This is a genomic window from Joostella sp., assembly GCF_048266025.1.
GTDB lineage: Bacteria > Bacteroidota > Bacteroidia > Flavobacteriales > Flavobacteriaceae > Galbibacter > Galbibacter atrarenae.
Genome location: NZ_JBLXAF010000003.1, coordinates 71,898 through 85,991 on the forward strand (window position 1 = coordinate 71,898; position 14,094 = coordinate 85,991).

3 protein-coding genes are annotated in these 14,094 nt (G+C 35.8%); all 3 read left to right on the forward strand.

Annotated elements, in window-relative coordinates; genetic code table 11:
• Window positions 1-305 precede the first annotated feature (305 nt).
• The 3 genes from ACN0TY_RS08005 to ACN0TY_RS08015 are packed head-to-tail and all read left to right on the forward strand — an operon-like array spanning window position 306 to window position 14,039.
• Window positions 306-11,144: a PKD domain-containing protein gene (locus tag ACN0TY_RS08005; protein WP_417444049.1), complete on the forward strand. Its 10,839-nt coding sequence runs from the start codon at window positions 306-308 to the stop codon at window positions 11,142-11,144.
• 40 nt (window positions 11,145-11,184) lie between these two features.
• Complete coding sequence (locus tag ACN0TY_RS08010) at window positions 11,185-12,102, forward strand: type IX secretion system membrane protein PorP/SprF (RefSeq protein ID WP_236959754.1); 918 nt, start codon at window positions 11,185-11,187, stop codon at window positions 12,100-12,102.
• Between the two features lie 11 nt (window positions 12,103-12,113).
• Complete coding sequence (locus ACN0TY_RS08015) at window positions 12,114-14,039, forward strand: OmpA family protein (protein ID WP_417444050.1); 1,926 nt, start codon at window positions 12,114-12,116, stop codon at window positions 14,037-14,039.
• Window positions 14,040-14,094: the final 55 nt, after the last annotated feature.

Below are 14,094 nucleotides of genomic sequence, written 5' to 3' on the forward strand. Positions count from 1 at the left end.
TATAATTTTATACTACGTTAGTGTTCCCCTTCCCCTGAACATATTTTTTAATAAATAGAAACTAATTTATCAACGATAATTTTCTAGATAGTAGTATTTTAAAATAATTTCTTTTGTTTTTAAAAGTTATTTTTTTTTATTTTAACAGCTATCTATTTAATTTTCAGTGTTCAAACTAACAGATCAATATTATTTACATGGTTAAATATTACTCTTCTTTTTTGCTCTTATTTTCTAAGTTCAATAAACCGTATAGTAATCGTTTTAAATTTAAAAACGAATTATGTGTTTTATTTTTCATTGTTTTGTGTGTATTTACTGCAAATGCTCAGGATTGTAGTGTTAATGCAGGAATCGATGAAACCATTTGTGGTGATGTTACTACCTATAATCTTTCTGGTTCTTTTGCCGGAAATTTCCCAGGTAGTCCTCAAGCAGTTTGGACACAAACAGGAGGGCCATCGGTGACAATTGTTGATAGTGAAAATGCAGAAACTGAGATTACCGGACTTGTTGGAGGAAATGAGTATACTTTTCAGTATACAGGAGAATGTAGCGATGGGGTTACTGTATCTCAAGATGTTACTATAACTGTAGAAAATATTACGATAGCAGATGCTGGTAGTGATATTGAAACTTGTCCAGATAGCTCTGGGAGTGTTTTAATATCTGGTAACACACCTTCCTACACAGGAGAAGTTGGTACATGGAGTATTGTAGGGAGTAATAGTGCTGGTGTTACAATTAATACACCTAGTTCTAGTAATTCTACGATTGATTTATCTGAGGGAAATGCGGGGACTACCACGCTAAGATGGACAATAACTGGTCCAGAGTATGCTCCTGGATTATATTGTGAAACTTATGATGAAATAACGATTACCAATTATGGCGGTGTTGATCCTGTTGATGCTGGTGAGGATCAAAATCTTAATAGCTGCTATACAGTCTCGCAATCTACTAATTTGGATGGTAGTTTTGCGGGAAATGGACTAGGAGGGCAGCAAGGAACATGGAGCTTTGTAAGTGGTCCCAGACAACCTAATATTGTTAGTCCTAATGACAATGACACTGAAGTTAATGGTTTATATGAAGGGACTTATGTTTTTAGATGGACAGTAAGTGGCCCTTGTGTAACGGGTTCAGATACAGTAGAGATAACAGTGCAAGAAGCGACTCAAGACGTTACGAAAGCTTCTGTAACCAATGGCGATCAAGTGTTTTGTGATCAGGGAGTTACACAAACAACTTTGGTTGGGAATCAGCCAGAATTTGCGGGAGAAACAGTAGAGTGGACACAAACAAGTGGTCCATCTGCTGCAATATCTGATCCATACAGTCCGACTACAATTGTTAGTGGTTTGTCTTACGATAATACTTATAAGTTTAGATATTCAATTATTAATGAAGATACAGGGTGTTCAACATCAAGAACTGTTACAGTAAGTTATAATGATAATAATTTATCAATTGAAGCAAATGGAGGAGCAGATATTATTGGTGCATGTGGAGAAGAGAGTATAGATATTCCATTTGTAGTAACAGGAAGTGGTGTTAATGAATATAGTATTGTAAGCGGACCAATTGGAGCTTTTACTTATCCTACAGATTATCAAACTTTTTCAGATGAATCTCCATTAACACTAACTTTTGACAGATCTGGAACTTATAATGTAGTTTTAAGAAGAAAAATTACGGGAGATATTTTATCAGAATGTGATATTTCTAGTACTAGTATTAATATAACGATTTCTAAATCTCCGACTCCAGCGAATGGGGGAACGAATCAAGTCTTAGAATGTGGAAATACAACCACAGAGCTTACAGGAAACGAAATAGAATCTGGAAAATCTTTGTGGACACAAATTACGGGACCTAATCAAGCAAGTATAGACAACCCATATGCAAGGGTAACAGGAGTATCAGGATTGGTTCCTGGTAATTATGTATTTAGATATATGGTTACTGCAATAGGAGGTGCTTGTGTTTCAGAAGAAAATACACAATCAGATGTGTTAGTGGTAGTTTCTGATGATGTCCTAACAGATGATTCTGATGCGGGTCCAGATCAATCTGGAATATGTGCAGATGGAAGTGTGTTTTTAGCAGGTAATGAGCCGAAAGATGGTCAAAAAGGAACATGGTCACAAGTAGATGATGGAGCTCCGATGACAGTAGCTTTCGAAGATGAAAATGATCCAAATACTAAGGCAACTGGTTTTGATGAAAAAAATCAAACCTATACTATTCAGTGGTTAATAACTAGCGAAAGTGGAAGCTGTACAACAACCAGTGTAGACGAAGTTGCAATTATAACTTCTGATTCTGAAGCTCCTACACCAGCAGAAGCTGGAGAGGATAGATGTTATGCAGAAGGCACAACGGAATTTTCTTTAGAAGGGAATTCACCAAAATTATTAGAAACAGGAACTTGGACGGTTACTCCTGCAGGTCCTGTTATTTCGGACGTAAATGATCCTACAACATCTGTAACTGTTCCAGGAGATGGTTCTTATACATTCACGTGGTCCATTGATTCTCCAAATTCTTGCGAAATAACTTCAGACGATGTTTTAATTGTAGTTGATACAGAATCGGAGGCAGATGCTGGGCCAGATCAGACAGGGTGTTCAGATACTTTTACTATGGCTGCTCAAGCAACAAGTGCCACTGGAATGTGGACACAAGTTATTGGACCTGGAGGATTTACCATTGTTGATGAAACGAGTCCAACAACAGATATTAATTTTACATATTCAGGATCTTATGTTTTTGAATGGACGGTATCCGCTGGGGAATGTTCGACAGCTTCAGATCAAGTAACTATAAATGTAGGATTACCACCTACAACTGCTGTTGCTGGTCCTGATCAAACAGTTTGTAATGGAGGTAATTCAATAACATTAGCTGCTAATGATTTTGATGCAGATACAGAAACGGGAACTTGGACGAGTACTTCATCTTCTGGAGTAACTCCAACAATTACAGATCCTAATGACCCTAATACAACAGTAACTGGACTTCTTACTGGTATTTATACATTTACTTGGTCTATAAAAGGAGACCCTAATTGTGATGCAAGTACGGATGATGTTGAAGTTCGTATTGGAACTCCAGCAAATGCAGGATCCGATCAAAGCTTATGTAATGCAACTAGTGTATTACTAGAGGCAGAAGAAGGTTCTACTGGAACATGGTCTCAAATATCTTCAACAGGGGCAGATGCTGTTATTTCTCAAATTCCAAATAATAGCAATATAGCAAACGTAGAAATCGTTCCTGGAGTAGATTATGTATTTGAATTTACTACAGACACACCAGGATGTATTACTACAGATCAGGTGACAATTACTAATAGCGGACTTCCAGAATATCAACCAATAGCGGGAGATGATGCCGTTGTTTGTCAAGCGGATTTAGTGCCAACAAATACGTATTCTTTAAGTGGAAATACACCACCATCTGGAGTAACTCCCGAGTGGAGAATTGCAGATCAGCCTGATGGCGGAAGTGCAACAATTACAGATCCTAGTTCAGCAACTACAACAATTACAGGATTAGATGTTCCTGGGTTTTATATTTTAGAATGGAATTTTAGTGTTGGGAATTGTACAACAGAATCGGATGTTCTTCGATTAACTGTTCTTCAGCCACCATCTCAAGCTGAAGCAGGTCCTAACCAAGATAATGCATGTGTTTTATCAGCACAAATGGCTGCAACAGCTCCAACGGCAGGTGTGGGAGAATGGACATTTGATGTAGATCCTTCCAATGGAGATGCTATTATTGATAGTCCAAATTCACCAACTACAACAATATCTAATATTACTGCTTTAGGGACTTATACATTAAAATGGACAGTTTCTACAGGTCCTTTCGGAACAGATACAAGTTGTGCGCCAACAGAAGATACTGTAGCTATTACTTTTACAGATGAACCACCATATGTGGCAGATGCAGGAGTAGATCAAGAAATATGTTTAATAGCTCCAGCTACAACAACACCAGTTACTTTAGATGCGGAAGATTTTCCAGATGGAGATTTAACTGTAGGTACATGGTCGTTAGTTAGTGGGCCAAATACACCGAATATTGCTGATGTTAATAATCCAAACACAAATGTTTTAGGACTTGTAAGTGGGGATTATGAATTTATGTGGACTACAGAAAAAGGAGGCTGTACAGATAGTGATACAGTTTTAGTTACTGTATATGGAAGCCCTACAGAAGCAGAAGCTGGTCCTAATCAAACAATAGCAGAGTTTACACCTTTAGTTTTAGCTGGGAATACACCAACTGTAGGAGAGGGTACATGGACGCAAATTAGCGGGCCTACGGATGCAATTTTTACAAATGCTAATAATCCATCTACTTCTGTTAATGATATATCGAAAGGTACGTATGTTTTTGTTTGGACTATCACCAATGGTTCTTGTGAAGATTCTACAGATTTCGTTAAGATAGAAGTTATTGGAAGTGCAGATTTAGAAATATCAAAAACAGCGAGTTCTAAAAGTGTAACTCCAGAAATTGTATCGCCAGGAGATGTAATTACTTTCACGATAGAGGTATTTAATAATGATGTTACAGGAACATCAGATGCTACAAATGTAGCTGTTAGTGATCTTCTTCCTGATGGATATACTATTGTAAATAATTCTATTTCTGATGGAGGAATCTATTACTCAGGAAACTCGGTAGTAAGATGGGAAGGACTTTCTATTGGTTTAGGAGAAACAATGGACCTAACATTTGAAGCTACAGTTAATAAAACTGGAGATTATGAAAATAAGGTTTTAATTTCTGCTTCAGATCAAAAAGATCCAGATAGTGATCCAGACACAGGTTTTTCAGTAGATGACTTAAATGATGGAGTTGCAGATGATGATGAAGCAACTGCATTAGTTGTAGTGGAACCTGCGGATTTGGAACTTACAAAATCAGCAAATAAAACAGAAGCTAATGTAGGTGAAGAAGTAACTTTTCGTTTAAATTTAGTGAATAACGGACCAGGAAGTGCTTCTAATATCTCTGTGCTAGATTCAATTCCTAGCGGATATACTTTTGTTAGCGGAAGTGCTTCCAATAATGGAGTTTATAATGCTGGAGATAATACTATTGTTTGGGATGATATCTCTTTAAATAGTGGTTTTACAAGCAGCTTACTTTATAAAGCAATTCCAAATAGTACAGGAACAGATTATACAAATATAGCTCAAATTACTGCTTCAAGTAATGAGGATCCAGATAGTGATCCAGAGACAGGATTTGATGAGGATGATTTAAATGATGGAATTGCAGATGATGATGAAGTATCACTTACGGTTCCAATTTCCTACACAGACCTTTCATTATCAAAAACAGTAGATAACACTACTCCAAATGTAGGAGATATAGTTGTTTTTACATTGACGGTAACAAATGAAAGTACAACTACAGATGCTACAAATATTACAGTAGAAGATTATGTTCCAAGTGGATATAAAATTATAACCATAAATAATAGCGGATTAAAAATAGGAAATACAATTAGATGGACAGGCTTTAGCATTCCTGCTGGAGCATCTTTAACATCTTCTTTTACTGCTGAAGTTCAAGCGCCAGAAGGAACAACAGATGAGTATTTAAATATAGCGCAGATTACAGAAATGGATCAAGCGGATAGTGATAGTACTCCTGATAATGATGATGGTGACCAGAGTGAAGATGATGAAGATAATGCAGTAGTTACTCCAGAAGTTGCAGATTTAAGTCTTACAAAAGTGGTGAATGATCTAACTCCAGTATTAAGTGATGTAGTAACATTTACTGTAGAGGTAACAAATGATGGGCCAAATGATGCTACAGGCGTTAATGTAGTAGACATTCTTCCATCTGGATATACATTACAAACTGTAAATAATGGTGGTTTTGCTAGTGGGAATACTGCAACATGGAATAATTTATCCATTGCTAATGGAAATACTGTTTCATTAACTTATACAGCAACGGTTATAGAAGGTGATGGATCTATACTAGCCTATACAAATACAGCTCAAGTTACTGCAAGCGATCAGTACGATCCAGATTCTACACCAAATAATAATATTATAAATGAAGATGATCAGGCCATAGCGAATACAGTTCCACAAAATTTAGTTGATATTGAAGTAACTAAAGTGTCAGATGTTCAAACGGTGGTAAATGGTAGTACCGTTGTATTTACAATTACTGTTGCAAATAATGGACCAGGAAATGCTACGGGAGTTAAAGTTGAAGATCGTATGGGAACTAATCTAACATATGTTTCTCATACAGAATCAGTAGGGACTTATACCGTTGGCCCTCCAGGTGATTGGGATGTTGGAAATCTTGCAGCAGGTGCATCAGAAACATTAACAATCACAACTACAGTGAACAATAATGTTGCGGGAGATTATACCAATATAGCAGAACTTTTGGAAGTTAATGAGACTGATGTAGATTCTTCTCCAGATAATAATATTCCGAGTGAAGATGATCAAGATGAAGTTGATTTAAGTGCTACATTGGTTTCAGATTTAAACCTTACAAAAACAGTAGATTTATCGGAGCAAGTTGTTGGTGAAGATGTAACTTTCTCAATTACGGTAACCAATGAAGGCCCAAATAGCACATCAGGGGTTGTAATAAATGACTTATTGCCTACCGGATATGCGTTTGTTAGTTTTACTGCTACGGAAGGAACTTATGATCAAAATACAGGGGATTGGGCTTTAGCGAGTCCGTTAGGTGTTGGAGAAGTAGATAATTTACAAATTAGAGCAACTGTTTTATCAACTGGAGATTATTTAAATCGAGCAGAGATTATAGCGTCGGCTAATCCAGATTCTGATTCTGATGTTTCTGTTAGTTTTGATGTTGATGATTTAGTAGATGGTATTGCAGATGATGATGAAGCAGAAGTAGAAGTAACACCAATTCCTTCCATAGACCTTTCATTGACTAAAACAGTTAATAATTCGACTCCAAATATTGGAGATGAAGTAATATTTACTGTAACGGTTACCAATGATGGTTTAAGTGAGGCTACAGATGTAACTGTTAAAGATTTATTAGCAGATGGATTAGAATATGTATCAGATAATAGTGGAGGTAATTATGATGAAGCTACTGGAATTTGGACAGTAGGCTCTTTAGCAGCAGCTGGAGCTACATCAGCGATAGAAATTACAGCAAAAGTTTTATTGTATGATGATACACAACCAATTCCATTAGAAGACTATTTCAATAGTGCAGAAGTGTTTAGTGCAAATGAAGATGATGTTGATTCTACACCAAATAACGGTGATGATTCTGAAGATGATTATGATGAATTGCAAGTAACTCCTAATCCTACGCAAGTAGATCTTTCAGTAGAAAAAACAGTAGATAATTTAACTCCTTCTGTTGGAGATAATATAACTTTTACTATTGATGTTACAAACGATGGACCTCAAGATGCAACAGGAGTAATTGTAACCGATAAATTAAATCAGCCAGGCTTTGCATATGTTAGTCATACTGTAACTGTTGGTAATTATGTGCCTAATTCTGGAGCATGGAGTGTTGGGGATTTACCATTGGGTACGACAGAGACTTTAACGATTACTGCTACTGTAGAACAAACGGGGTCTTATGTAAATACAGCCCAGGTAACAGGACAAGATCAGTTGGATTTTGATTCTACACCTTCAAATAACGATCCAGCAGAAGACGATTACGATACAGTAATAGTAACTCCAGTTTTCGAAGCTGATCTAACATTGAATAAATCAGTGAATAACCCAACTCAAGATGTTGGAAAATTAGTGAATTTTGAACTTGTATTAACCAATAACGGGCCATCAAGCGCTACAGGGGTAACGGTTACAGATTTATTACCTGATGGATATACATTTGTTGGTGCGATAGTTTCAGAAGGAAGTTATGATGAAACTACAGGATTGTGGAGTTTAAGCACAGAAATACCTGTTGGAGCACAAGAAACATTAGAATTAGTAGCTCGTGTAAACTCTTCTGGCACTTATTTAAATGAGGCAGAAGTAACAGCTTCCGATCAAGTGGATCCTACTTCTACACCAAATGATGGAGCGGGAGATGATTATGATACAGCTATAGTAACCCCTAATTTGTTAATAGACCTTAATTTAGATAAACAAGTAAGTAAATTGCTTCCTAATGTTGGAGAAAGAATTTATTATACATTAATATTAACCAATGATGGGCCAAATGAGGCTACTAATATTGAAGTAACAGATATGCTTCCATCAGGAGTTACATTCGTTTCTTATTCAGGAACTGGTAGCTATGATGAAGGAACTGGAATATGGAATGTTTCAGCCCTAGGCGTAGATGAAACTGTTTTCTTAAAGTTGAATGTTACGGTAAATACTTCAGGAACTTATATAAATACTACTGAAGTAACAGCTGCCGATCAGAATGATATAGATTCTACTCCAAATAACGGAATCGATTCAGAAGATGATTATGCTGAAAAACAAATTATACCTCGTACTCCTTCAGATATAGAAGTAGAAAAAATAGTTGATAATGAAACGCCTAGTATTGGAGAGGTAATAACCTTTACGGTATCAGTTTATAACAATCCTAATAACGGAACTTATATTAGTGATGCTACAGGGATTATTGTAGAAGATGTATTACCATCTGGATTAGGTTTTGTGGAAGCAACAACTTCCGACGGTACTTATGATGAAACTACGGGCGTATGGAATATTGGAGATCTTGCAAATGGGGCAACGGCTACAATGACAATGGAAGCGAGAGTTAGAGCAGCAGGAAATTATACTAATACAGCAGAACTTATTGCTTCGGATACAAATGACCCAGATTCTACTCCAAACGATGGAATTGGTCCAGATGATATTTCAACTGTGGATGTTACACCTGTTGTAGCCGCAGATTTATCGCTTACAAAAACGGTAGGGAATGCAACCCCTAAAGTCGGTGAGTTGATTCAATTTGGAATTACAGTATCAAATGATGGTCCTGGGGTTGCTAGAGGCATTGAAGTGACAGATATTTTACCTGCTGGATTTACTTATGAAACAAGTTCTTCAAGTTATGGTTCTTATGATTCATCAACAGGAATATGGACATTAAACGGATTATTACTCAGCGGAGATTCAGAAACTTTGACGATTATCGCACGGGTAAATCCTTCTTCAGCAGTAACAGACGAATATCTAAATACTGCAGAAATTACAGCTTCTGCAAATAAAGATCCAGATTCTACACCAAATAATGGAGTTGTTACAGAAGATGATTATGCTGAGGTATTAGTTACTCCAATACCGCAAATAGATCTTGCTCTAACTAAAACGGTAAGTAAATTGGTGCCAAGTACAGGAGAGGAAATAGTGTTTACTATTACACTCGAAAATGCTGGGCCTAGCAATGCAAGCGGAATAGAAGTATTAGATCTGCTTCCAGATGGATATTTATACGTTTCAGATAATAGCAATGGATTATATGATAATACAACAGGAATATGGAGTGTTGGAGACCTTGCTAGCGGTAGTGAAACAATTCTTACTATTACTGTTGAGGTTTTAGAAGGAGAATACTTAAATATTGCAGAAGTAAGTGCAGCTAATGAAGAGGATATTAATTCTACTCCTGGAAATAATGATCCTGATGAAAATGACCAAGATCAAGCGCAAATTTTAGCACGAGTAACTACAGACATTAGCGTATTAAAAGAAGTAAGCTCTACAGAACCATCTGTTGGAGATGAGATTACTTTTACCATTAATGTACTTAATGATGGTCCAAGTACCGCTACGGGCGTTGTAGTTAAAGATCTATTGCCTTCTGGATATACTTATGTTAGTTCTACGCAATCAACTGGAACTTATGATCAAGCTACAGGAGGTTGGGATATCGGAGTGATGCCAAATAAAGATATTCAAACGCTAACCATCGTGGCTCAAGTTTTAGGAAGTGGACGTTATACAAATACAGCAGAATTAATAGCATTAGATACTTACGATCCAGATTCTACTCCAAACAATGGAGTTGAGTCAGAAGATGATCAATCGTCTGTAAGTCCATTCGCTATCGGATTAGCAGATTTATCACTAACTAAAGAAGTTGATAATGCTATGCCGAATGTTGGAGAGCAAATACAGTTTGTAATTCAGGTGACAAATAATGGAGAAAGTGATGCTAGTGGCGTGGAAGTAACAGATATATTACCTGCAGGATTTACATATGTAAGCTCTTTTGCAACTGCGGGAACTTATAACGAAACTACAGGTATTTGGAAGTTAAATACGAAGCTTATTGATGGAAATACCGAAGTGTTAAGTATAAATGTAACGGTAAATGAGCCTACAGGAAATATTGAAGACTTTACAAATTGGGCGCTAATTACAGCAAGTGATACTGAAGATCCTGATAGTGATCCGAACACAGATGAAACAGAAGATGATTTAAATGATGGGATTGAAGATGATGACGAAGCAAGTGTAATTGTAAGTGCATTGAGTGTAGATTTAGGATTAGAAAAAACTGTAAATGATACGCAACCTACTATAGGAAACGATGTTGTATTTACCATGACAGTAACAAATTTAAGTGCAACTGAAGCTACTAATATCGGTATAGAAGATGTATTACCTAGCGGATATAATTTTGTGAATGCAATAGCCTCTGCGGGTACTTATGACGAGCGTACAGGAATTTGGACAATAACTTCTTTAGCAGGAAATGCAAATGCTACATTAGAGATCACAGCTACTGTTTTAGATGTTAACGATTATGTAAATGTGGTTTCCTTAGCTTATTTAGATCAGTTGGATATAAATCCAGATAACGATACAGCAGAAGCAACTGTTACACCAAATTGTTTAACTATTTACAATGAATTTTCTCCAAATGGAGACGGTACAAATGATTACTTCTATATTGATTGTATTAGTCAGTATCCAAATAATAGGTTGGAAGTTTACAACCGTTGGGGAAGTTTAGTTCATGCTGAAGATGGATATAATAATGATTGGGATGGTACAACAGACGGTAAATCTACCGACAAAGTATTGCCTATAGGAACTTATTATTATGTGTTGGATCTTAAAGATGGATCTGAACCTAAATCAGGATGGTTATACCTTAACAGATAAAATGAACGTATCAATGCCAAACATAAAAAGAAGCATTAGAATGAAAAGTAATTTTAAAAATATAGTATTTGTGGTCGCTTTTATCTGTAGCGGGATTTCTTTTGCCCAACAGTATCCACAATACACACAATATATGTATAATACAATGAGTGTAAACCCTGGTTATACAGGTTCTCGTGGACATATGTCTATTATAGGTTTGTACAGATCGCAATGGGTAGGATTAGAAGGTTCTCCAGAAACACAGGTTTTTGGAATAGATACTCCTGTTGGAAAAAATGTTGGTTTAGGGCTTAATATTGTGAATGACGCCTTAGGCCCAACAAACGAATTATATATCGATGCTAACTTTTCGTATACCGTTCGTTTAAACAATCAAGATGAACGTTTATCATTTGGATTAAAGGCGGGAGGACGTTTCTTTGACGCTGATTTTAGCAAAGGAATTTATCAAAATCCTGATATAGCTTTTCAAGGGGATATCAATAAGTTTTACCCAACTATTGGAGCTGGAATCTATTACCATACTTCAAAAGGATATTTAGGATTATCAATTCCGAACTTCTTTTCTGAAGATCATTATGATGATGTTGAAGAAGAGATTGGAGCAGAAAGAATGCATTATTATTTTATTGGAGGGCGTATTTTTGACCTTAGCCATAATGTGAAATTCAAACCTGCATTTATGGTTAAATATGTTCCTGCTGCTCCAGTAATTGCAGATTTTTCAGCTAATTTCTTATTTTATGAAAGATTTAGTTTAGGAGCTGCATACCGTTGGGGAGATTCGTTTAGTGGACTTCTAGGACTTCAAATAACAGACGCTATTGGTTTAGGATATTCATATGATATGACAACTACAAACTTAAAAAACTATAGCTCTGGAACTCATGAAGTTTTTGTTCGCTTTGAATTTAAATCAGATAAAGAAAAATTAAAATCACCGAGATTCTTTTAGATATGAAGTACATGAAGAATATATATATAGTGTTTTTTACTTTGGTTAGTGTAGTTTCATATGCACAAACCAAAAATAGAGCTTCTGATAAGAATTTTGACCGATTGTGGTACAAAAAAGCAGCGCTGCAATATGAAAGTGCAGTAAAGCATGGAGACACTTCTAAAGAGACTTTAATGCGCTTAGGAGATTCTTATTTTTTTAATTCCGATATGGAAAATGCAGCTAAATGGTATGGGGAGTTATTTTCTAAATATGAAAATGATCTAGAGCCAGTTTATGCATTTAGATACATCCAATCCCTCGAGGGAACAGGAGATTACCTGCTTGCAAAAGGAGTTATGAAGATATATACTGAGAAGCTTAACGATTCTACATTCAATGTAGAGCAATTAGAAGATAACGATAAGCGGATCGATGCTTTAAGAAATTTACAACCTGAATTTTATGTAACACATCTTTCATCAAATTCTTCCTTGTCAGACTTTGGAGCTGTATTTTATGGTAATCATGTGGTTTTTGCTTCCACAAGAGATTCTAGTGTTGTAACTACAAGAAAATATCACTGGAATGATCAGCCATTTTTAAATCTTTTTATTGCTGATACCATGGTTGGAGGAACAGATTTAACCAATGTAAAATCGTTTTCAAAATCTATAAATAGTAAGTATCATGAAGCTGGTGCAGCCTTTACTAGAGGCTTCGATACTATTTATTTTACTAGAAATAATTACCTGAAAGATGGACTTAAAAGAGATGCTCAAGGAACAAATAACTTAAAAATCTACCGAGCAGTTTCTAAAAATAACAGTTGGAAGGAGATAGAAGAGTTGCCTTTTAGTAGTGATGAATATTCAGTTGGGCATCCTTGTATTAGTCCAGATGGTAAAAAATTATATTTCACATCAGATATGCCTGGAACTCTCGGAGGTTCAGATATTTTTGTTGTAGATATTCTTTCTGATGGAACCTTTTCAACACCTAGAAATCTCGGGTCACAGATTAATACCAGCGGAAGAGAAATGTTTCCTTTTGTAACCGATACTAAAATTTACTTTGCCACGGATGGGCTTTTAGGATACGGAGGTCTTGATGTTTTTGAAGCTAAAATTGAAGGAGATAATTTTTCTAAGCCTACAAATTTAGGACGTCCTTTAAACAGTAATCTAGACGATTTTGCATACATAGTAGACGAAAATACACAACGTGGTTATGTGTCTTCAAATAGACCTGGAGGTGCTGGAGATGATGATATTTATTCTTTTCAAAGAAGTCAGAAATGTGATCAGTTGGTAAGAGGAACTGTTACTAATAAAGAGGATGGCATGCCAGAAGCTAATGCTGTTGTCAAATTGTATTTAAATGAAAAGGTATTAGATAGTACCCTTTCTGATGCAGCTGGTTTATATAGTTTTGAAACACCGCTTATTTGTGAGGAGAATTATAAAGTAACCGTCTCTAAAGACGATTATACAGGAGATGAAGTATTATTCTTGACGACCAAAGAAAATAGCTTTGTTAATGAAATACCTTTAGAAATAAAGCATAACTTGATTGTAGAAGAGGGAGGGAACTTAAAAATTAAGATTGGACTTATTTATTTTGATTTTGATAAATGGGATATTACTTCTAAAGCAACAATAGAATTAGATAAGGTTGTGAATATTATGAATGAGTATCCTAATATGGTTATTAAAATAGAATCACATACAGATTCTAGAGGTAGAGACGCTTACAATATGCAACTTTCAGATAAACGAGCAAAATCAACTAGAGATTATATCGTTTCTCAAGGAATAGACGCTTCACGTATAGAAAGTGCTATTGGTTACGGGGAATCTAGGTTGTTAAATGGATGTAGTAATGGAGTCCAATGTACTGAAGAAGAACATGATTTAAATAGAAGGTCAGAATTTATAATCTTAAATATGCGTTGATCTCTATTATATTAATTTTGGAATAGTAAAAGCGGATGTCGTCTTGTATTTATAG